The following is a 21,737-nucleotide window of genomic DNA, read 5'->3' as shown; positions in this document are numbered from 1 at the left end:
TCGGTGGGCGCCTGGCCGGGGGGTGGAACAAGAAAAATGCTAGGTAGGTAGCTGTCGACTGTCAACCGGAATGACGGAAATGGGGTGCCGTTCGCGTCCGGCGGTGCAATGCATGGCGGCGCTGTTTCAGGACCGGTTCGCGCATACTGTGATCTGGATCATATATCTGGATCATATGTAGGTTCCGCGGTCCGGTGGGCTCGCGGCCACGACGTCCGTCACGATGTCCGTCACGACGTCCGGATGCGGTAGCGGCCGTCGGCGATTCCGGTCAGGACAGCGGTGGCCGTCGCCTCGGGGCGCATGCGGCCGGAGTCCAGGACATGCGGCTCGAACGGTCCGAGGCCGCGGAACTGGCGGTGCAGTGCCCGTAGCGGTACCGGGTCGACCAGCGCATCGGCGCCGGTGCGCGCGGTGGCGCGACGCACGGTCGTCGCCTCGTCCGGGCGCAGCACGACGTAGTGCAGCGCGATGCCGCTGCCGGCGCTACGGCGACGGAAAGGGCCAAGGAACCAGGGCCCGACAATGCCGTCACACACGACGTCGTATCCACCGGCGGCATACCCGAAGGTCGCCTGCGCGACGACGTCGATGACGACGGTGTTCTGCCGGTGGGCCTCGGGCCGATAGGGGGAGATGCCGCCCCGGCGTATGTGCCGCCAGAAGTCGTCCGCCGGCAGGTGCACACAGGGAGTCGGGCTGGGCGAATCGTACTCGGTGATCCGCCGGGCCACGGTCGACTTCCCCGCACCCGGCGGTCCGGTCAGCACAATGACCTGCCCCGCCGGCTGCCCCGGCAGGCTCATCGGGCGGTGTCCCGCTCGTCGGCCGCCACGGCGACGGCGAGGCCGAGGCGGTCGCCGCGCCAGCGACGGCGGATCCAGCGATCGTGGCTGACCAGGACGATCGCGCCGGGAAAGTCGTCGAAGGCGGCCTCGAGCTCGTCGACGAGGGCGAGGGAAAGATGGTTGGTCGGCTCGTCGAGCAGCAGGACGTCGGCGCCCGCGGCCAGCACCAGCGCGAGGGCGAGCCGTTGGCGCTGGCCCGCGGAGGCCCGGCCGAGTGGCACGGCGAGCTGGTCGCGCGTGAACAGCCCGAACGCGAGCAGCGCCTGCGCGTCCTCCCGCCGGACTTGGACCCGCGCCTCGGCTTGCCGTGCTTCGGTTTCCCGTGCCTCGGCTTGCCGCGCAGCGGCCCGGCCATGGGCGAAGGCGGCCAGCAGGGTGCGCTCGGGCCGGGTCACCCGGACCTGCTGTGGCAGGTGGGCGAGTCGGCCACGACGGATGACCTGACCCTCGTCGGGGACGATCTCACCGGCGAGAACGCGCAGCAGCGTCGTCTTGCCGGCCCCGTTCGGGCCGTCGACCAGCAGCCGGTCCCCGGCGCCCACGCTCAGACCGACGGCCGCCAGCCGTCCGGTGACCGCCACGTCCGCCGCGCTGACCAGCGGGTGCGGCGACGACGATGTCCAGGACGCAGGACGGTGTTCCACGCGACCGCCGGGCGTGGATGTCGCGCACGGCACCGGCTCGCGGTGTTCCGCGTCACCGCGGAGGGCGGGTTGGGCCTGCGGGGCCGGTCGGGCCTGCGGGGTGTGCGGAGCCGGTCGGGTGTGCGGGGTGGATGGGGCCGGTCGGGTGCGCGCGGTCGGCAGGGTGAAGCGCAGCGGTTCGGGGGGCGGCGCGACCGGGTGGGCGAGCAGGCGGTGCAGGCGCTGCTCGGCGTTGCGTACCCGGCTGGCGACCGCCTGCTGGACCCGGTCGCCGGCCAGGCCGTAGGCCATCTTGTTGCGGTCGGTCGGGGCCCGCTGGTGGGAGACGCGGCGTGCCGTGGTGGTCGCCGCGTCCCGTTGACGGTCGACGGCTGCCTGCCAGTCGGCGTGCGCCTGGGCCTGGCGGGCCCGGGCGGCGGACCGAGCCGCGAGGTACCCGGCGTAGCCGTTGCCGTAGCGGGTCAGCCCGTGGCTTGCCGCGTCCACCTCGACGAGCGTGTCGGCGACCGCTTCCAGGAACATCCGGTCATGCGAGACCACGGCGGTGGTCCCGGCCCGGGTGCGTAGATACGCGGCGAGCCAGCCGAGCGCGTCGTCGTCGAGATGGTTCGTCGGCTCGTCGAGCAGCAGCACCTCCCGTCCACCGCTGAGCACACACGCCAGGCGCAGGCGTGCGGCCTGCCCGCCGGAAAGCGTCGCGACGGCCCGGTGGCGGGCCAGTCCCGCGAGCCCCACCCCGTGCAGCACCCGTTCGACGCGTGCGTCGGCGTCGTACCCGCCGCGCAGGTCGAACGCGGTCAGCAGCGTCCCGTACTCGGCCAGGAGCTCGTCGTCCGGCGTGGCCATGGCGGCCTCGAGCTGGCGAAGCCGGGACTCGATCGCGCGCAGATCCGCGAGCGCGTCGTCGATGGCGTCGCCGACCATCCAGCCCGGCGGGAACGGGGTCTCCTGCGGCAGGTAGCCGACACCGGCGTCCGCCTGGACGATGACCCGACCCTCGTCGGGTCGTTCCCCTCCGGCGAGCAGCCGGAGCACGGTGCTCTTGCCGGCCCCGTTCTCGCCGATGATTCCCGTGCGGCCGCCGGGTGGCAGCGAACAGGAGGCGTCCCGCAGCACGGGCCGATGATCATATGACTTGCTGACGCCATCCAGCGTGAGCTGGGTGGACATACGCGTCCTCCGAGGCGATACCAGGCGGGACGGCCAGGATGGGCCGTCAGGTCGGCGCCTCAGAGGAGCATCGGCAGCTCACTTGGCTCGGGGATCGGACTGCCACCGAACCTGCCACACCCCCCGACGGCCAGCAACCCGTTTTTCGCCACGACACCCACCCACCCGCTCATCCGCCCACCCGCTCATCCGCCCGCCCGCTCATCCGCCCCCTCACCCGCCCGCCCGCCCACCCACCCGCCCGCCCGCTTACCCGCCTGGCCCGAGGCCACCGAGGGGACCTCCGCGCCAAAGCCACCCTGTGTGATGGCGATGGCAGGGGCAAGATCCAAGTAGGTCGTTAAGGGGGCATTCATGTCCGATATGCCCCCCACGGCGACCTGTGTAGGCAGATCTTGCTTGGCGACTCATTGCCCGGTGTAGCGACCATGGGTTTCAGGGGGGGTTTCTTCGTGCTGGGCGGGAGCGTCCGTGGTCGGGGTGGCGGCGCGGGATCAGTCCGGATAGGTATGATTTTTGCCGCTGACGTGGTGTGGCTGGTGGGGGTCCGGCTGTCGCCGCCCACCTCGCCCCCTCGCCGTCCTGTTCGTGTGGATATCCGTATGTGGAGGAGAGCCCCGTGACGACCCGGGTCGAGACGCTGGAATTCCAGGCCGAGGCGCGTCAGCTGCTGCGGCTGATGGTGCACTCGATCTATTCCGACAAGGATGTGTTCCTCCGGGAGCTGATCTCCAACGCGTCCGATGCGTTGGACAAGCTGCGCCTGACGTCGCTCGTCGAGCAGGAGCTGCGGGTGGACACGTCCGACCTGCACATCGAGCTTGAGGTCGACCGGGCCGCGCGCACTCTCACGGTGCGTGACAACGGCATCGGCATGTCCCGCGAGGATGTCGTCAGCCTGATCGGCACGATCGCCCGGTCCGGCACGGCCGAGCTGCTGCAGAAGATCTCCGAGGCGCGGGCGGCCGGGGACACGAGCGCCTCCGCCGAGCTGATCGGCCAGTTCGGCGTCGGGTTCTACGCGACGTTCATGGTGGCGGACCGGGTCACGCTGGTGACCCGGCGTGCCGGGCAGGACGCCGGTACCCGCTGGGAATCCAGCGGTGAGGGTAGCTACACGATCGAGGAGGCGGCCGACGCGCCGCGGGGAACCGCTGTCACGGTGCACCTCAAGCCCGAGGACGCCGAGGACCGGCTGTTCGACTACACCGACGGGCGCAAGATCCGCGAGATCGTCAAGCGCTACTCTGACTTCATCGCCTGGCCGATCCGGATGGCGGTGGAGCGTCCCGCGCCGATCGAGGCCGACGCCGCCACCGATCCGCAGGGCGCCACCGATGCGCAGGGCGTCGGCGATCCGCAGGTCGCTGGTGAGAGCGGCGCGGCGGGCGCGGCACCGGCCGCGACCATCGTCGAGGTCGAGACACTGAACTCGATGAAAGCGCTGTGGGCGCGGCCGAAGGACGAGGTCGAGCCGGCCGAGTACAACGAGCTCTACCGGCACCTCAGCCACGACTGGAGCGACCCGCTCGAGATCGTCCAGATGAAGGGCGAGGGCACGTTCGAATACGAGGCGCTGCTGTTCATCCCGTCCCGGGCGCCCCTGGACCTCTACACGCGCGACGCCCGCCGGGGCGTCCAGCTGTACGTCAAGCGGGTGTTCATCATGGACGACTGTGAGGCGCTGCTCCCGAACTACCTGCGCTTCGTCAAGGGTGTCGTCGACGCGCGGGACCTGTCGCTGAACATCTCCCGGGAGATCCTGCAGCAGGACCGGCGGATCCAGCAGGTCCGCCGCCGGCTGGTTCGCAAGGTGCTGGCGACGGTGCGGACGCTGCTCACGGACGAGGCCGAGAAGTACCACACCTTCTGGTCGGAGTTCGGCGCCGCGGTCAAGGAGGGCCTGCTCGAGGTCGCGGAGGACAGCGAGGCGATCCTCGAGATCGTCTCGGCCGCGTCCACGCACGACCCGGAGCGGACGACAACGCTGCGCGGCTACGTCGAGCGGATGAAGGAGGGCCAGAACGAGATCTACTACATGACCGGCGACTCGCGGGCGACCGTCGAGAACTCGCCGCACATGGAGGCGTTCGCGGCCCGCGGCTACGAGGTGCTGATCCTGACCGACCCGGTCGACGAGGTCTGGGTCGAGCGGGTCGGTCAGTTCGACGGCAGGCAGCTGCAGTCCATCGCCAAGGGCCAGGTCGACCTCGACACCGACGAGGAGAAGAAGACCGCCGAGGCCGAGCGGGAACAGCAGCGCTCCGACTTCGCCGCGCTGCTCTCGTGGATGGGCGAGCGGCTCGGCGACGAGGTCAAGGAGGTCCGGCTCTCCTCCCGGCTGACGACCTCGCCCGCCTGCGTCGTCGGCGACACGTTCGACATGACGCCGGCACTGGAGCGGATGTACCGCTCGATGGGCCAGCCCGTGCCGCACGCCAAGCGCATCCTCGAGCTCAACCCCACCCATCCGCTGGTCGCCGGGCTGCGGCGCGCCCACGAGCAGGACGCCGAGTCCGCCGCGCTTACCGAGACCGTCGACCTGCTCTACGACCTGGCTCTGCTCGCCGAGGGTGGGGACCTGCGCGACCCCGCCCGGTTCACCCGCCTGCTCGCCGGCCGCCTGGCCAGCGCGCTGTAAGCAGCACAGGCACCCGCCCGCCCGGCAGTCCTGCTCGGGCGGTGACAGGACGGCTCCGCGCGACGGCGGCAACGGTCGCGCGGGGCACCGTCGGATCGCCGCGGGGGCGGGATCGCCGCAGGGGTCGGATCGCGGTCGGGAGGTGGGGCTCGGGAAGCGGGAGGCGGAGTGAACAATCGCCCCCGCGTGTTGCATCGGCTAGCTTTTGTGCCAGCCGTGCCGGTGGGCACGCCGACCGCAAGGGGAGGTGCCGGCGATGCAGGTGAGCGGTGATGTCTTCGTCGATGGCCGTTGGGTTCCGTCGACGTCGCGGCGTTCTCTCGACGTCCGTTCGCCCAGCACCGAGGAGGTGGTCGGGCGGGTCCCGGACGCGAGCGCCGAGGACGTCGACGCGGCGGTGGCGGCGGCGCGCCGCGCGTTCGACTCCGGGCCGTGGCCGAGGATGAGCCCGGCGCAGCGGGCCGAGATCATGGGTCGGCTGCTGGCGGAGCTGACCAGCCGGGCGGACGAGCTGGCGCGCACCATCACCACCGAGAACGGTGTGCCCGCGGCATTCGCCCGGATGGCGCAGGTCGACAACGGCCTGGACGTGCTGCGCTACTACACGGAGCTGGCCGGCACGTTCGAGGAGGAGACGGCGCGGGCCGGCCGCTACTCGCCCGCGCTCGTCCGCCATGAGCCGGTCGGCCCGGTCGCCGCGATCGTCCCCTGGAACGTCCCGTTCTTTTTGAGCGTGCTGAAGCTCGGGCCGGCGCTGGCCGCGGGCTGCACGCTCGTGCTGAAGGCGGCGCCCGAGACGCCGCTCAACGCCTATCTCCTCGCCGAGGCCGGGTCCGCCGCCGGTCTTCCGCCGGGGGTGCTGAACGTGCTCGCCGCGGGGCCCGAGTCCAGTGAGCTGCTGGTCACCCATCCGGGCATCGACAAGGTGGCGTTCACCGGCAGCACGGCGGTCGGCCGGCGGATCGCGTCGCTGGCCGGCGCCCAGCTCAAGCGGGTCACCCTCGAACTCGGCGGGAAGTCGGCGGCGATCGTGCTGCCGGACGCGGACCTGCCCGCGACGCTGGGCAACCTGGTCATGCTCAGCCTGTTCCAGAGCGGGCAGTTCTGCATCGCCCAGTCGCGTGTGCTGATCTCCGCCGACCGCTACGACGAGGCGGTGGAGTCCTTCGCCGAGACCGTGCGCGGCCTGCCGATCGGCGACCCGGCCGACCCGGGCACGTTCCTCGGCCCGGTGATCAGCGCCCGCCAGCGCGAGCGGGTGCTCGGCTACATCGACATCGGCCGCAAGGAGGGTGCGACCGTGGTCACCGGCGGTGGCCGGCCGGCCGGTCTCGATCGCGGCTGGTACGTCGAGCCGACGGTGTTCCGCGATGTCGCCCCGGACATGCGGATCGCCCAGGAGGAGATCTTCGGCCCGGTGGTCACCTTCCTCCCGTACCAGGACGTGGACGAGGCGGTGGCGATCGCGAACTCCACCGAGTTCGGCCTGTACGGCACGGTGTGGACCCCGGACATCGACCGTGGCGTCGAGGTCGGGCGACGCATCCGCACCGGCACGTTCGGGGTCAACGGCATCTCGTTGGACCCGGCGGCGCCCTTCGGTGGCGTGAAACAGTCCGGTCTTGGCCGTGAGCTGGGCCCGGAGGGCCTGCACGCCTACCTGGAACCCAAGACGATCACGACTCCCGCCCGTGCCGGAGGCTGAGGCGCCGCCGCCTGGCGACGCATCACCGGCAACGGTGCGGCGGGTGCTGGTCGAGGCCGGGCGGTACTCGCTGTCGGGGCTGCTGGCGCAGGTGGACGCGCCGCGGGGAACGGTCGTCGCGCTGCACGGCGGCGGGGTGAACGCCGGCTACTTCCACGGCGGGGCGGCGCCGGAGCTGTCGCTGTTGGCGATCGGCGCCGCCGCCGGATGGAACGTGCTGGCGCTGGACCGGCCCGGCTACGGGGCGAGCGCGGAGCTGGCGGAGGCCGACCGGCTCCTGTCCGCCCAGGCCGAGATCGTCCTCGCCGCCCTGGACGGCTTCGCCGCCACCCACGACGTCGGCGCGGGATTCGTCCTGGTCGGTCATTCCAACGGGTTCAAACTCGCGATCCAGGTCGCGGCACTTCCCCGCGGTGTGGAGCTGCTCGGGCTGGACGGCTCCGGGGTCGGCCTGCGGTACCTTCCGCGCCGCTACGGCATCGACCCGGACGTGCCGCCGCCCGCGACGGTGGCCCAGGTGTTCGAGGTGTTCTGGGGGCCGGCCGACCTGTATCCACCGGACACCCTGCGTGGCCGCCGCGCGTTCATCTCGATCTCGGCCAAGGGCGAGGCGGCACAACTGGCGGCCTGGTCGCCCGCGTTTCCGGGACTCGCGAGCCGGATCCGGATCCCGGTGCGGGCGACGCTCGCCGCGCACGAGCAGTGGTGGGTCGTCGACGAGGATGAGCTGGCCGCCCTGGGGGCGCTGTTCACCGCGGCGCCGCTCGTCGAGACCTGCCTGCTCCCGGACGCCAGCCACAACGTCAGCCTCGGCTGGGCGGCCCGGCCCTATCACCTGGCGGCGCTGGCCTTCGCCGAACGCTGCCTACTGCGTGCCCGCCTGGCCGGCGGTGCCGCTCAGCCGCGGCAGAGCGGGGAGAAGGTGCGCGTCGGCGGCTGATCCGGGGAGTTGCCCGGGGTGGAGCACGTCTGGTTGTAGTCGGACTTGAAGTAGTCGGCGCCCCGTCCGAACTGCAGGTAGGTGGTGAACGCGGCGGCGAGACCGCCGGGCTTCGGCCAGCCGTAGCTGTAGGCGTACTCGATCTCGGTGAACGGGTAGCCGCGGTCGTGAAAGTCCGGCTGGTGGCCGTCGATGGTGACGACCCGCAGCTGGGCGGCGTTCTTCGAGCCGTGGATGCCGCGCAGGTCGGCGAACCCGACCGCGCCCGGCAGCGATGCCACCGTGCGCACGACGTCGGGTGCTCCGGGGAGCTGGCAGTAGGTGGCCGCCCGCGGGTCGACCGGCAGTCCGCTCGGGCAGCTCGGCGCGTTGTCGCCCGGCTCGGTGATCCCGAAGATCGAGTCCAGGCCGCCGCGGCTGCCCGACTGGGAGGTGCGGCTCATGACCTGCACCGGCCCGTGGTAGCTGGGGTCGATCTGGCTCCAGTCGGTGTACCGGCCGCTGAAGATCCCCCGGATCTGGTCGCTGGTCAGGTTCGACACCCCGGTGGACGTGTTGACCACGATGCCGAACAGGGTGACGGCGACGGCCTGTGCCCGGATGGCGGGGTCCGAACCCACCGGCGAGCGACCGTCGCTGAAGGCGATGGTGTCGCGGTCCCTGGACGAGGCCAGGCTGAACAGCGCCCCGCGGCTGCCCTCCGGGGTGACGGTGACGTGGGCGCCCGGGCAGTCCGACTCGTACTGCTTCGCGGCCCCCTGGAGCAGGGAGCCGATGGACGTGGATCCCTCCACGTGGAGGTTCCCCCGCAGGCATCCCATCGGCCCGCGGTCGGTGTCCGGGAGGAGGATGATGGCGGCGAGTGCCACGACGCACGCCGTGAGCATGACGGTGATCAGGCGGGCGGGCCGGCTGAACCGCTGCGGCCGGTCGTCGACCGACACGCTTTCGGTCTTCACGATGGTGCCGGCGCGGATGCCGCCGCGCACGCGCAGATCATTGCCGTCGCCGCTGCCGCTCAGCAGGATCAGCAGCTTGTAGTGCTGGTCCGGGTTGAGCGGTACGCGGGGCAGATAGATGATGTTGTCGGTGTAGCGGATGCTGCCCGGATCGGCGAAATGGCCGAGCAGGTGCAGCTCGTCCGGATCGGGGATGACGGCGACGCTCTGGACGCTCAGGTCCGAGACGTCGACGGTCAGGCCGTACGGGCCGTTGTTGGTGTAGTCCGACTCGGCGATGCTCTGCCGGCCGTGGTTCTCGATGCGCAGCAGGACCAGGGTGGCGTCGGAGATGCCTGGCAGGTTCGTCAGCGACCCGAAGACCGCCTGGTCACGCCCGCCGCGGCTGCCCCCGCCGGCCCGGATGGCCATCTGCACTCGGTAGCCGACCAGCCGGCGGCGTGGACGCCGCTCGTACCAGACCGTTGCGATCGACGCGCCGATCCCCAGCATCGTCGTGAGCACCGCGATCGCGTTGCCGGTGCTCCACCAGTCCCCCACAGCCCACCTCAGAACCGGCGTCCGCGCGGCGAAAACCACCCGGACACAGCCAGATCGGTACGTGTTCCGCGAAGGTATGGGGAAAAGGCAGGGATGGGCCGTCGGGCCCGAGTCGATCACCGAATCTTCGCCGGCAGTTCTCGGGCCGTTCACATGACACCGGTCAGGGCATCGTCACGACCACCTTGCCGCGGCCGTGCCCGCGCTCGATCTCGTGGTGTGCCTGGACGACCTGCGCCAGGGGAAAGACGGCCCGGACGTGGATGCGCAGCCGGCCGGGTAACCTCTCTGGCCATGATCGACGATCTGATGTGTGCCGGTTGACCTACGCCTTAGCGTGACCGGACAGGTGCGATCATGGCCTCCTGGACTCCACGACCACCCGCGGCCCGGTCGCGGCTCGGGGCAAGGCCAGGCGGAAGCGGGACGGGCGGTGGCGTTGGTGCGGGTCGGGGCGGTGCTGGAACGGTGGCAGGTCCCGGTATACCTCGCGGCGATGATGGTCGGGCTGGTGCTCGGGCGGATCGCGCCGGGTGCCGGGGCGGGGTTCGAGCACGCGGTGAACCCGTTGCTCGCGGCGCTGCTGTTCGTCACCTTCCGACAGGTGCCCGCGGCGGAGCTGATGCGCTCGCTGCGGGCGGGGCGATTCGTGGGGGCCGTGCTGGTGGTGAACTTCGTCGTGGTGCCCGCGGTGGTGGCGGCGATGCTGCCACTGCTGCCGGGCGACCGGGCGCTGCGGCTCGGGGTGCTGCTGGTGCTGCTGTGCCCGTGCGTCGACTGGGTGGTGGTGTTCGGTGGGCTGGCCGGGGCACGTCGGGCGCAACTGCTGGCCGTGACGCCGCTGCTGCTCGTCGCGCAGATGGTGCTGCTGCCGGGGTATCTCGTCGTGTTTCTGGGCTCGGGGCTGGCCGACGTCGTCCAGGTCGGCCCGTTCCTGCGGGCGTTCGGCCTGCTGATCGTCCTGCCCCTGGCGCTGGCCTGGGCGGCGCAGGCCTGGGCGGCGCAGGCCTGGGCGGCGCCTGGGCGTCGCGGCCGGTTGGCCGGCGCCGCGGTGATGGCAGATCTCGCGATGGTGCCGCTGCTGGCCGCGACCCTCATCGCCGTGGTGGCCTCGCAGGTGCCACGGGTGCGCGCCAACGTCGGGGCGCTCGCTCGCGTCGCGCCGTGCTACGTGCTGTTCCTGGTGGTGATGGCGCTTGCCGGGGTCGCGCTGAGCCGGCTTTTCCGGCTCGACGTGCCGGCGGCGCGCGGGGTGCTGTTCAGCGGGGCCGCGCGCAACTCCCTGGTCGTCCTGCCGCTCGCGCTGGCCCTGCCCGGCGCCGAGCGTGCCCTCGCGGCGGCCGCCGTCGTCACCCAGACACTCGTGGAGATCCTCGGCATGGTCGCCTACGTCCGCGTCGTGCCCCGCCTTCTCCCAACCGCTCCCGCCCGACGTCCGTCGCGATAGTCACGGTGTTCCGCGGGCCAGGGTGTTCCGCGGGCCCGGGTGTTCCGCGGAACACCGCACGGGCCCCGCCACCCAGCGCCTGCCGCGTGGCGTCCAGCTATGTCATCATACGATGTCATCAGGTGAAGACATCGGTCGTGGCGTCCGGCGAGAACATCAAGGATGGGGGTGGGACGTGCGGGTACAACGGCGCGTCACCGTGGGGGAGGGCGGCTGGCATCCGCGACCGGGGCTGCTGCTGGCCGTGCTCGTCTACTGCGGGCTCGTGGTCTCGGTCATCGGCACGCTGGGAACGCCGCTCATTCCCACGATCGCGCGGGCCCAGCACGTCTCGCTGACCAGCGCGCAGTGGATCCTCACCCTCACGCTGCTCACCGGCGCCGTCACCACACCCCTGTTCGGGCGCCTGGGGGACGGGGCGCACCGGCGGACCGTGCTGGTCGCGGGGCTGGGCACCGTCGCCGTCGGCTCCGTGCTGGCCGCCACCGCCGGTACCTTCCCGCAACTGCTGGTCGGCCGTGGGCTGATGGGCGTCGGGATGGGCCTGATGCCGCTCGCCCTGGCGATCGCCCGCGACCTGATGCCGCCCGCCCGGCTGGGGCCCGCCGTCGCGGGACTCTCGATCACGACCGCGACCGGGGCGGGTCTGGGCTATCCGCTGACCGGCCTGCTCGCCGACGCCTGGGACTACCACGCGGGCTTCTGGGTCGCGGCGATCCTGGCCGCCGCGGCGGTGGTGGCCGTGCTGGTGATCGTGCCCGCGGGGGGAAGCGCCACGGCCCGGCGCGGTCGCCTCGACCTGTGGGGTGTGTTGCTGTTCGCCGCCGCGCTCGGACCGTTCCTGCTCGGGGTCAGCGAGGCGGAGACCTGGGGCTGGACGTCACCGGGGGTGCTCGGGCTGCTGGGGGCCGGGGTCGTCTGCGCGGTGGCCTGGACCCGCCTCGAACTGCGCACGGAACACCCGTTGATCGAGCTGAAGTATCTCGCGGCGCGACCGGTGCTGATCGCCGACGTGTGCGCCGTGCTGGCCGGCTTCGGCCTGTACAACGCGATGACCCTGATCAACCGGCTGGCGCAGACACCGACGTCCAGTGGCTACGGCTTCGGCGCCTCGCCGGCGGTGCTCGGCCTGGTCATCGTCCCGCTGTCGATCGGGACGGCGCTGGCCGGCCGCTGGGCGCGCTCGCTCGCGCCGCGCATCGGCGCCTGGGGGCTGATGCTGTCCGGCCAGCTCGCCGTGGGCGCCGGCCTGTTCGGCCTGGCCGCGAGCCACGACCATCTGGTGGAGCTCGGCTGCGCGACGTTCCTGTTCGGATTCGGGATCGGCTTCGCCTTCGCCGCGATGCCCGCGCTCATCATCTCCGCCGTCCCCCGGCACGAGACCGGCAGCGCGACCAGCTTCAACCAGGTGCTGCGCACGGCGGGCGGGGCACTGGGCAGCGCGCTGGGCGCGGCGCTGCTGGCCGCCCACGTCCCGGCCGGTTCGGCGTTGCCCACCAATCACGGGTACACCGTCGCCTTCGTCGTGGCCGGCGCGGTGAGCGTCCTTGCCGGTCTGTCGGCTCTGGCACTGCGCGGCTCGGGCTCGGCGGCCGGTACCGCGGGCGGGACGGCGTCCGCGGCCGGGTCCACGGCATCGCTCCCGACAGCGCGGCAGCCGCGGACCGGCCCACAGGCGGAACCGGATCTGACGACACGCGCGGAGGAATCGACAGCCGCCGCCGTCGCGGATGTCGTCCTGGTGGAGGATTGCGGTCATGAGCGACGGGCGTCGGCGTGACGCCGCCCGCAGCCGCCAGGCCCTGCTGACTGCGGCGGCGGGCCTGTTCGCCGAGCGCGGCTACGCGGGTACGGCGATCCGTTCGGTCGGGGACCGCGCCGGGGTCGACCCAGCTCTGATCGCCCGTTACTTCGGCGGCAAGGAGGGCCTCTACCGGGCCGTGCTGGCCGCGGATCCTCTGATCGAGTCGGTCCACGGGCAGGGGACGGCACCCGACGGCCACGAGCCGGGCGAGGTCCAGGTGTCCCCGACGGCACCGGGCTCGGCACCCCCGGTATCCCCGGCGCCGTCCGCCTCCTCGGCCCGATCGGAGTCCTCGGCGTCCACCACCAGCGCGGCGCGGGCGTCGGGCACTGCGCGGGCGTCGGCGACCGGCGTGGCGTCGTCGGAGGCGGCCGGCTCGTCGTCGGCCGGCTCGGGGCTGGCCGGCTCGGAGCCGGACCGCTCGTTGCCCGACGGGCCGCGAGCGGAGATCGAGGCCCTGGTGGGCCGGGCCCTCGATCGCTGGATCACGACGGGGACCAGCGTCGCCGCCCAGAACGTGTTCCGCCGCGAGATCGAGGACGCCGTCCGCGCGGCGACCCGGGAACGGTTCGAGCCCGTCCTGGGCTCACTGCACGCCGTGGCCGTCTCGGCGGGCGCGTCGGAGCCCGGGCTCGCCGCCGAGATCGCCGTGGCCCTGCTGTTCGGGGTCGGGGTCGCCCGTGACGCCGGGACGCTGAGCCGCCTGTCCGGTGCCGGCGCGGGCGAGCTCACCGGGCCGCTGGTCGCGGCCCTCACGGCGGCGCTGGGCGTCCTCGACCGGCCCGACCCGACCCCGCCAGCCTGAGGCCGCGCGCCCCGCACCGTCCGCCGGCTCTCACCGTCCGGCGAGCAGCGCGACGACCTGCTCGGCCACGCCGCGGGCCGAGGCCGGGTTCTGGCCGGTCACCAGCCGTCCGTCCACGATGACCTGCGCGGTGAATTCGGGCGCCGGAACGTGGACGGCGCCGCGGGCGCTCAGCGCGTCGGCGAGCAGGAACGGGACGACCCCGGCGAGACCGGTGGCCTGCTCCTCGGCGTTCGTGAACGCGGCCACCCGCCGGCCGTCGACGAGGTGGCTCCCGTCGGACAGCCGCAGGTTGACCAGGGCGGCCGGCCCGTGGCAGACGGCCGCGACCACGCCACCGCGCTCGTAGACGTCGGCCGCGAGATGGCTCAGATCGGCATCGTCCGGGAAGTCCCACATGGTGCCGTGGCCGCCGGCGAAGAAGATTGCGTCGTAGTCGGCGGCCTTCACCTCGGAGGGCTTTGGGGTCGCCGCGAGCTCCACCGCGGCGAAGAAGGCGTTCTGGTCAGCGTCGGCCTCGTCGCGCCCGTCGACCGGCGGGCGCCCGCCCGCGACGGACACGACGTCGACCGTGATGCCGGCGGCGGTGAACACCGCCCAGGGCTCGGCCGCCTCGCCGGCGTAGAAGCCGGTCGTCCGGCCGGTGTCGCCGAGCTCGCTATGGCTGGTCAGAGCAATCAGTACCTGCGTCATGGCGACCATCGTGGCCGACCGGACCCATAGACGACCAATATGGAAGTCCCCGGTGTGCCATAGGATTTCTGATGTGAAACCGTCGCTGGACCTGCTGCGCAGCTTCCTCGCCGTGCACCGCACCGGCTCCATCACGGCCGCTGCCGAGCTGCTGGCGCTCGCCCAGCCGACCGTCACCGCCCAGATCAAGGCGCTGGAGGCGGGGCTCGGACGCCCGCTGTTCGAGCGCCGCCCCCGCGGGGTCGTGCCCACCGTCGCCGGCGACGATCTGGCCCGCCAGATCGCGGAACCGCTCGACGCGCTCGAGGCCGCCGTGGTCGCGCGGACCCCGGCGGGCGCGGCGGCCTCCAGCACGGTCCATCTGGGCGGCCCGGCCGACTTCCTGTGCGACCAGGTGCTGCCGGCCCTGGCCGGGCTCACCGGCGCCGGGCTGCGGCTGCGGACCACCTTCGGCATGCCCGACGACCTGGTGGCGGCCCTGCTCGCCGGCAGGCTGGACCTCGCGGTCTCCTCCACCCGACCGCGCCGCGCCGGGCTCGCCGTCACGCCGCTGCACGACGAGGAGTTCCTGCTCGTCGCGGGCGCCCGCTGGGCTCGGCGGGTCGAGCGGCCCGAGGACCTCGACGACGTGCCCCTGGTCGCCTACGGGCCGCAGGCACCGATCCTGCGCCGCTACTGGCGGACCGTGTTCGATGCCCGGCTCACCCGTGTGGCCGGGGTCGTCGTGGCCGACCTGCGCGGGGTCCTCGCGGCGGTTCTCGCCGGTGCCGGTGCCAGCGTGCTGCCGGCCTACCTGTGCGGCCCGCCGTTGGCCGACGGCCGGCTTCGGACCCTAGCCGAGCCACCCGTGCCGCCACTGAACACCCTCTACCTCGCCCACCGCCCGGCGGCTCTCGGCCAGTCCGGAGTCGCGCTCGCGCACGCCCGCCTGCTCGACCACTTCCAGACCGCCAGCGCCGCCCATCCCGCCTGAGTCCGGCCGCGCCCGTCGGCGTGCGCCTCCGATGTCGGCGTGCGCCTCCGATGTCGGCGTCAGGCCGGATCGGCCCAGGTCAGGTCGGCTGGCCGGTTTGCTTCTCGTGGATCTCCGGCTCGCGGCTGGGTTCACCCGGTGAATCTCACTGTCGGTGATGGGCTTCGGGGGTGGTGGCGGCGCTGGTGATTGGGCATGGCGCTTCTAACGGTTTTCTGTCCGATTTGTACCTTCGTAACCCGGTAGAAGCGCCACGAAGGTTTTCCGGGGCCGATCCGTCGTCACGCGCGGTGGCGAGGAGGGTGGTGGCGGGTCGGCGGTGGGGAGGGGGGCTCGCCGGTCGTGGTGTTTGGAGCTGACGGTGATAGCAGGGGCGCCCTGCGCCACCAGGAGCCGGCTGTCGGCCATCGGCCATCGGCTGTCGGGCGTCGGGCGTTGGGCGTTGGGCGTCGGGCGTCGGTCAAAAACGCTAGGCCAGGACGGCGGGGCGCAGCGTGTCCTCGCACCACTGGCGGAAGCTGGTGGGGGTGGAGGAGCGCGGGGTGCGCGGCTCGGCGTTGTCGAGGCCCTCGTTCTTGGCGGTCATCATGTCGACCATGCCGGCGGCCATCGTCGCCGACCAGCCGAAGCCGGTGAGGCTCTCGTACTGCGCCGCCGCGGAGACCTGCTGGTAACGGACGGGCCGGCCGAGCACGTCGGACATGATCTCGGCCATCTCGGGGCAGGAGAGGTCCTGCGGGCCGAGCACGGCGACACTTCCCTGCCCGGTCCAGGTGCGCTCGCGCAGCAGTCCGACCGCGGCGGCGGCGATGTCCCGGGTGGCGCAGGTGGGGGAGCGCAGGTCGGGGCTCGCCATCGAGAAGAAGACCCCCTGGTCCCGGATGGCGGCGACCTGGCGGAGCATGTTCTCCATGAACCCGGGCAGTACCAGCGCCCGCATCGCGACGCCGGTGTCGGCGATCAGGTCGTCCATGGCGAGTGTGGCGGTCACCAGCCCGGCGCGTCCGGCGGCCGGGGTGCCGCGGCCCAGGGCCGAGACGGTGACGACGTGGCGTACTCCCTGCTCGCGGATCGCGGTACAGGCCGGGCGGGTGAAGTCCAGATAGGCGGACTCGAGGCTCGCAGCGTCGGGAGTCGGCGGCGCGAGCCAGAACACCGCGTCGGCGCCGGCGAACGCCTTGGCGACGACATCCGGGTCGCCGTGCGAGCCGGGCACCACCTCGACGCGCTCGCGCACCGCCTCTGGCAGCGCCTCGGGGCGGCGGGCGATCACCCGGACCGGCTCGGCCACAGGCCGTGCGCCGAGCGCCGCGGTGGGCACCATGCCAGCCCTGGCATCGGGCTCCGCACCGTTGAGAAGGATCTCGAGCAGCCGGCTGCCGATGTTTCCGGTCGGTGTGGTGACAACGATCACGAGATACTCCCCAGAGGTCTTGGACGCGGCGGCATCAGCACGCCGGGCACCTGCCAGTCAAGGCGCCGCGACCGCGAAGCTGAAGGACCGATCGGATCCGGACTCATACCCTGGAGGTATGAGTGAGTCTGTGGCGGCAGGGCTCGCGGCGGCCGGGCCTGTGGCGGAGGGGTCCGCGGCGGCCGGGCCTGTGGCGGAGGGGTCCGCGGCGGCCGGGCCATCGGCGGTGGGGGCTTCGGCGGCGGGGGACGACGTCGAGGTCCGCGAGCTTCGCTACTTCGTGGCCGTCGCCGAGGAGCTGCACTTCGGACGGGCGGCCGAACGCCTCGGCATGGCGCAGCCCCCGCTGTCCCGCGCGATCCGGGAGCTCGAGCGCCGGCTCGGTGTGCCGTTGCTGGAACGCACCACCCGGCGGGTCGCGCTCACCCCGGCGGGCTTGGTGCTGCTGCGCGATGCCCGCATCGCCCTGGACGCGGTGACCGCGGCGACCCGGCGCGCGCGGCACGCCGGCCAGCCCATCGCGCCACTGCGGCTCGCGCTGAAGGCCGACTATGACGCGGGCCTGCTACCGGCGGTCCTTGCCGCGTATCACCAGGACGCCGCGGCGGTCCCGGTGGAGCTGGCCCTCGGCGGGCGAGGCGAGCAGGAGCGGGCGCTGCGCGAGGGCCGGGCTGACGTCGCGATGCTGCCCGAACCGGGCGACCACCGCGGCCTCGACGTCGAGCCGCTGCTGACCGAGCCGCGGTTGGTGGCGCTCGCGGCGAGTGACCCCCTGGCGGCCCGGCATGATCTCTGCCTCGCCGACCTGCATGGACGGCTGCTGCCGGACGGCCTGCGGATCGAGCCGGACGGCCTGCGGATCGAACCCGCCACCGCGTACGGCGCCCAGGTCCCTGACGCCGCGACGTCCCCCCAGCGGCCCCGCGACCTGGCGCAGATCTTCACGCTGGTCGAGTTGGGGGCGATGGTCTGGTTCGCGCCGGTCTCGGTGGCCCGCCGGCATCCGCGGGCCGGCATCGCCTACCGGGCCGTGAGCGACCTGAAGCCGAGCGTTCTGTGCGTGGCCTGGCCCCAGGAGTCCCGATCCCCGGCGGTCGCGGCCTTCGCCCGCGCCGCGGTGACGGTCGCCTCGGGTGCCGGCGCACCGGTCCCCGTCAGCTCGGATGGCGTCACATCGGTGATCGTCACGTCGGATGCAGCCTGCGCGGGCGCTCTTGGACCGCCGCCGCCCGGACCGCCGCCGCCCGGAGAGCGACTCGTCAGGCGATAGTTCTTTACAATGAAACCTACCGGTTAGTGCATCACCAATCCTGAATTTCGCCACCTGTTCATCCCGTTGGCCGGTCTGTTTCGTCGGTGCTGTCAGAATGGGCCGCGGTCGGTGCGGTTGCGGTATGCCGAGCCCCCTGGCCGTCCGCACCGCCCTTCAGGTCCGCACCGCCCTTCAGGTCAAGGAGACGCGCTGATGACCGCCACGACCGCGCAGGCTGAGCAGGCCGGGCCGGAAACATCGGACTGGCGATTCACCGGAATCCTGTCCGCGTTGGCGGTGAGCAGCCGCCCCGATCCGTACCCGCACTACCACGAGGTCCGGGAGATCAGCGCCTTCATTCCCGGTGAGCTGGTCGGTGGGCGGATCCTGTTGGTCACCCGGCATGCCGAGGCCTCCGCGGTGCTCGCCCATCCGGCCATCGGGCACGGCTACCGCGAGGGCATCGCCTTTCGCGGCGAGGTCACCGACGGCCTCGGGTCGCTGCTGCGCGCCGATCCGCCCGACCACGGCCGGCTGCGTCGGCTGGTGGGCCGGGCGTTCACGCCGTCGGTCGTCGCGACGCTCGCCGCCGAGATCTCCGCGACCGCGGACACCCTGATCGATGAGGCCCTCAGCCACGGCGAGGTCGACGCGGTCACGGCGCTGACCCGGCCGTTGCCGCTGCGGGTGATGTGCCGGCTGCTCGGCGTCCCCGACGCGGACGAGGCGCTGTTCGGCGGTTGGGCTGACGCGCTGACCCGGGGACTCGATCCGCGCCCGCTGCTGAGCCCGCAGGAGAACGCCGCGCGGGCCGAGGCCACGATCGCCTTCGAGGCGTACTTCCGGGATCTGCTCGCGCAGCGGCGCGCCGTACCGCGCGAGGACCTGCTCAGCCGGCTGGTGGCGATCCACGACGAGGACGGCGACGCGCTGTCCACCGACGAGCTGCTGGAGCTGTGCACTCTGCTGCTGGTCGCCGGGTACGAGACGACGGTGAACCTGCTGGGCGCCGGCATTCTCGCGCTGGTGCGTAACCCCGACGCGCTCGCCGCGCTGCGGGCGGATCCGACACTGATCGGCCCGGCCGTCGAGGAGATGCTGCGCTTCGATCCGCCGATCCAGGTCATCGGCCGCACGGTGCTCACCGATACCGAGATCGGTGGGCAGGCCCTGACCCGCGGCGAGGGGCTGCTGGTCATGGTCGGCGCGGTCAACCGTGACCCCGCCGCCTTCGACGAGCCCGACCGGTTCCAGGTCGACCGGTTCGCCGGTGGCGGGCGCGCCCGACGCCACCTGGGTTTTGGGGTGGGGATTCACTACTGCCTCGGCGCGCCGTTGGCCCGGGTTGAGGCCGAACTTGTGTTCCGGGCACTGCTGGATCGCGTGGGTTCCTTTTCGCTGAACGGTGACGTCGCTTTCCGGCGGCAAATTGTCATCCGCGGAGTGCAACAGCTCCCGGTCCGTCTCACTGCCTGACACCCGGGTTTCACCGGCGCCGATCCGGGGCCGGGCGTCGCGGGCAGCCACCGCACGGTCGGCCAGGCTGGCTCCGCCCTCCCGGCCGACCGTGCGGGGCTCCGCGTTCACACGTGTCCGGGCCGTCAGTGAATCGAGTCGACCTGGATGTCGTCGAGCGCCGGTCCATACGAACCCCGGGTCAGGCTCTCGAAGGTGACCTCGGTGTTCCGCGCGTGCGCGTTGAAGCGGAGGGTGTGCTCCACCCATCCCAGGCGATTGACGGTCCGACCGGAGGTGTCGAAGCCGAAGACGCGGCTCACGTCGCCGACGGTGACCCGAACGCGTTTGATCGCGGGTCCACCCTGCGGGTTCCCGGCCAGCGAGAACTGAAGCTCGTACCGCTGCCTCGGGTCGGTCCGCAGCCGCCGGGTAAGAGCGCCGGCGCTGGTGCCATTGAGATCGACGGACTGCCGGCCGTCCGCGGCCCGCCAGTAGTTACGGCCGATCAGATCGACCGTACCCGAGTCGACGCGCCAGCCGTCCACGTAGTCGCCGTGATCGAGCTGCTCGTAGGACCCGCCCGGGACCCTCGGGTACTCGAAGCTGCTGGACAGCACCGTCGCCGCCTGCGCGGGCGCCGCTAGGACCATCAGTGCCGCCATCGTGGACGACACCGCGCCGGTCAGCACCGCGGCGGTCCGGCGCCGCAGGTGCCGGGACGGAGGTACCTCGACGGTGGTGAGTGTCGGCACATTCTCCGAAATGGACACGTCGATACTTCCTTTCTCGTACGGCCGACGCCGCTGGGCTCGGCGCACGTCATCTCTGGATCCAGGCTTCGCTGGACCTATGGGGAAGGCAGCCGTGCGCGGCACGAGTCCATGGTGACTGCCCGGCAGTCTTTCAAGGTTGCCGGTATCTCCGGTCTCTGCCGACCCGAATGTTAATCGGAATGCACGCCGTCATCCTCGCTGCACCCGTCGTCGCCCAGCCCGGGCGGTTTCAGTACCAATCGGACCCGCGGCAGCCACCGTCCCGGAAGGCGGCGCGCGGTAATCCCCCGGACGGCAGCGGAACCCGGCTGGACATCACCGAATTTCCGCGAGAAACGCTGTCGGCAGCGCGACAGACGCACACCGGCGGGATCCGCTGGCCGGGCACGGCGGGGCCGCAGCCGTTTCAGGCAGATCCGGGCGACGACGGTGGTCGCCAGCCGCCCAGATTCACGATCAGGTCCACCTGCATGTGGACCTGGCTGAAGGGTGAGCGGATCGGCTATACCGGGCGATCGTCATCGGCGTCGTCCCGATCAGATGGGCCTTCGCTGCCCGGCGCCTCTTCGATCCCGGTGGCGCGAGTCTCGTCGTCCGGCGGCGACTCGGCCGGGAGCGGCGTCTCCTCGGGTGTGAACCGCGCCCGGATCGCGTCGGCGACCTCGGGCATGTCTTCTTTCAGGCAGTTGACGACCAGACGAGCGAGTAGCGGGCGTCGCGGATCGTCCGGCTGCATCCGCGTGGTGCGCAGAAAACCCTCAAAGGAAGTGGACGGGTCCATCTCGCTATCCGTTCGTGGCTCCAGACCTCCTCCTCCTAACGGATCTCCGCGAGTCGCATCAATCGTTTCCGGTCCTGATCGGCAAGGCCGAGGATGATGTCGTCGGCCATCACATGAATCCGACCGGTGGACCTGTTGTGCGTGCTTACTGCAAGACTCGCCGTGCAGATCGACGCAGTAGTAGTCGGGGTCGGGGTCGGGTTTCACCCGCAGGGCCGTCTCGACGCAGCGAGTTTCCGCTCGCTCAAAGAACGCCCTGCCGGCCGGGTGGGTTGGCTTGCTTCGTAGCGGGCCCTCAGCCGTCCATCCAAGTGGTCCAACCCGGCCGGCCGGCCGAACTCTGCGATCTGTCGGGGCCGCGCGTCCGAACCCTCCTGGCCATACTGACGGCCCGGCTGGTCTTCCGGACTTTGCTGTGCTTGAAGCCCGCCCGCTGCTCCGCGGGACATCCCTTCAGGTGACGCCTTCAGGTGACGGCGGCGGCCTTCACCCCTGTCACCGGATTCGCGCCGTGGATGCCCCGGCCTTTAGGTCGGGGAGGAGACGGCGCCCCACGCTGGAACACATACTCGGATCCTTTCGGTAGAAAGATGCCATGTCCCGCTACCGGCTTTATCCGACCGCCGATCAGGCGGCCGTGATGGGCGAGTATTGCGGGCATGCACGCTATGTGTGGAACCTGGCCGTGGAACAGCAGTCGTGGTGGAGTTCTCGCCGTGGGCCGGCGCCGAGCTATGCGGAGCGGAACCGGCAGTTGACCGAAGCGCGCCGCGCATTCGACTGGCTTGCGGCGGGTAGCATCATTGTTCAGCGGCAGGCGCTCCGTGATTTCTCCACCGCCATGGCCAACTTTTTCCGTGGCTCCCACCGGAAACCCGGCTTCCGGAAAC

18 protein-coding genes are annotated in these 21,737 nt (G+C 72.0%); 10 read left to right on the top strand and 8 right to left on the bottom strand.

What is annotated here, in order from left to right; genetic code table 11:
- Window positions 1–230: 230 nt before the first annotated feature.
- Together MXD95_RS21070 and MXD95_RS21065 are read right to left on the bottom strand one after the other, a co-directional pair.
- Window positions 231–806 carry an AAA family ATPase gene (locus tag MXD95_RS21070; RefSeq protein ID WP_250642410.1) on the bottom strand — a complete coding sequence of 192 codons (576 nt, stop codon included), beginning with the start codon at window positions 804–806 and terminating at the stop codon, window positions 231–233.
- Window positions 803–2,662, bottom strand: coding sequence for an ABC-F family ATP-binding cassette domain-containing protein (locus MXD95_RS21065; protein WP_250642409.1), 1,860 nt, complete (start codon window positions 2,660–2,662; stop codon window positions 803–805). Before MXD95_RS21065 ends, MXD95_RS21070 begins: the two co-directional genes overlap by 4 nt.
- 619 nt (window positions 2,663–3,281) lie before the next feature.
- Between MXD95_RS21065 and htpG the strand changes: the two genes are divergently transcribed.
- The 3 genes from htpG to MXD95_RS21050 all read left to right on the top strand — a co-directional run bounded on the left by htpG (window position 3,282) and on the right by MXD95_RS21050 (window position 7,948).
- Window positions 3,282–5,303, top strand: coding sequence for a molecular chaperone HtpG (gene htpG, locus MXD95_RS21060; protein ID WP_250642408.1), 2,022 nt, complete (start codon window positions 3,282–3,284; stop codon window positions 5,301–5,303).
- A gap of 256 nt (window positions 5,304–5,559) precedes the next feature.
- Window positions 5,560–7,008 (top strand): aldehyde dehydrogenase, encoded by a 1,449-nt coding sequence (locus tag MXD95_RS21055; RefSeq protein ID WP_250642407.1) that lies wholly within the window; start codon window positions 5,560–5,562, stop codon window positions 7,006–7,008.
- A complete protein-coding gene (locus tag MXD95_RS21050) occupies window positions 6,995–7,948 on the top strand; it encodes an alpha/beta hydrolase (protein WP_250642406.1) in 954 nt (317 codons plus the stop codon). The genes MXD95_RS21055 and MXD95_RS21050 overlap by 14 nt, the downstream gene beginning before the upstream one ends.
- Here MXD95_RS21050 and MXD95_RS29015 read toward each other — a convergent pair.
- Window positions 7,906–9,447 (bottom strand): PstS family phosphate ABC transporter substrate-binding protein, encoded by a 1,542-nt coding sequence (locus MXD95_RS29015; protein ID WP_250642405.1) that lies wholly within the window; start codon window positions 9,445–9,447, stop codon window positions 7,906–7,908. The two genes, MXD95_RS21050 and MXD95_RS29015, sit on opposite strands and share 43 nt — an antisense overlap.
- 163 nt (window positions 9,448–9,610) lie before the next feature.
- Window positions 9,611–9,712 carry a zinc-binding dehydrogenase gene (locus tag MXD95_RS21040; protein ID WP_308301542.1) on the bottom strand — a complete coding sequence of 34 codons (102 nt, stop codon included), beginning with the start codon at window positions 9,710–9,712 and terminating at the stop codon, window positions 9,611–9,613.
- Between the two features lie 168 nt (window positions 9,713–9,880).
- On the opposite strand from MXD95_RS21040, the gene MXD95_RS21035 reads away from it, so the two are divergent.
- The 3 genes from MXD95_RS21035 (at window position 9,881) to MXD95_RS21025 (ending at window position 13,503) form a co-directional block, all read left to right on the top strand.
- On the top strand, window positions 9,881–10,894 hold the full coding sequence (locus MXD95_RS21035; protein WP_250642404.1) for a bile acid:sodium symporter: 1,014 nt from the start codon (window positions 9,881–9,883) through the stop codon (window positions 10,892–10,894).
- A gap of 175 nt (window positions 10,895–11,069) precedes the next feature.
- Window positions 11,070–12,674 carry an MFS transporter gene (locus tag MXD95_RS21030; protein ID WP_250642403.1) on the top strand — a complete coding sequence of 535 codons (1,605 nt, stop codon included), beginning with the start codon at window positions 11,070–11,072 and terminating at the stop codon, window positions 12,672–12,674.
- Complete coding sequence (locus MXD95_RS21025) at window positions 12,652–13,503, top strand: TetR/AcrR family transcriptional regulator (RefSeq protein ID WP_250642402.1); 852 nt, start codon at window positions 12,652–12,654, stop codon at window positions 13,501–13,503. Before MXD95_RS21030 ends, MXD95_RS21025 begins: the two co-directional genes overlap by 23 nt.
- A 30-nt stretch (window positions 13,504–13,533) precedes the next feature.
- Here MXD95_RS21025 and MXD95_RS21020 read toward each other — a convergent pair whose 3' ends face one another.
- On the bottom strand, window positions 13,534–14,196 hold the full coding sequence (locus tag MXD95_RS21020; RefSeq protein ID WP_250642401.1) for a type 1 glutamine amidotransferase domain-containing protein: 663 nt from the start codon (window positions 14,194–14,196) through the stop codon (window positions 13,534–13,536).
- A 73-nt stretch (window positions 14,197–14,269) separates the two neighbouring features.
- Between MXD95_RS21020 and MXD95_RS21015 the strand changes: the two genes are divergently transcribed.
- Window positions 14,270–15,169: a LysR family transcriptional regulator gene (locus MXD95_RS21015; protein WP_250642400.1), complete on the top strand. Its 900-nt coding sequence runs from the start codon at window positions 14,270–14,272 to the stop codon at window positions 15,167–15,169.
- Between the two features lie 469 nt (window positions 15,170–15,638).
- Here MXD95_RS21015 and MXD95_RS21010 read toward each other — a convergent pair whose 3' ends face one another.
- Entirely contained in the window at window positions 15,639–16,583 is a 945-nt protein-coding gene (locus tag MXD95_RS21010; protein ID WP_250642399.1) for an NAD(P)H-binding protein, read from the bottom strand.
- A gap of 118 nt (window positions 16,584–16,701) precedes the next feature.
- Between MXD95_RS21010 and MXD95_RS21005 the strand changes: the two genes are divergently transcribed.
- A complete protein-coding gene (locus tag MXD95_RS21005; protein WP_285223700.1) occupies window positions 16,702–17,853 on the top strand; it encodes a LysR family transcriptional regulator in 1,152 nt (383 codons plus the stop codon).
- A gap of 195 nt (window positions 17,854–18,048) precedes the next feature.
- Window positions 18,049–19,311 carry a cytochrome P450 gene (locus tag MXD95_RS21000; RefSeq protein WP_250642398.1) on the top strand — a complete coding sequence of 421 codons (1,263 nt, stop codon included), beginning with the start codon at window positions 18,049–18,051 and terminating at the stop codon, window positions 19,309–19,311.
- A gap of 125 nt (window positions 19,312–19,436) precedes the next feature.
- On the opposite strand, the gene MXD95_RS20995 is transcribed toward MXD95_RS21000, so the two are convergent.
- Complete coding sequence (locus tag MXD95_RS20995; RefSeq protein WP_250642397.1) at window positions 19,437–20,063, bottom strand: choice-of-anchor C family protein; 627 nt, start codon at window positions 20,061–20,063, stop codon at window positions 19,437–19,439.
- Between the two features lie 505 nt (window positions 20,064–20,568).
- The gene (locus tag MXD95_RS20990; protein WP_250642396.1) at window positions 20,569–20,847 is read right to left on the bottom strand and encodes a hypothetical protein; all 279 of its coding nucleotides are present in this window, start codon (window positions 20,845–20,847) and stop codon (window positions 20,569–20,571) included.
- A gap of 595 nt (window positions 20,848–21,442) precedes the next feature.
- On the opposite strand from MXD95_RS20990, the gene MXD95_RS20985 reads away from it, so the two are divergent.
- On the top strand, window positions 21,443–21,737 hold a 295-nt coding region (locus MXD95_RS20985), incomplete at its 3' end, for a helix-turn-helix domain-containing protein (RefSeq protein WP_250642395.1).

The sequence above is a fragment of the Frankia sp. AiPa1 genome (assembly GCF_023243075.1).
Lineage (GTDB): Bacteria > Actinomycetota > Actinomycetes > Frankiales > Frankiaceae > Frankia.
This window is presented reverse-complemented; position numbering and strand designations above follow the sequence as displayed.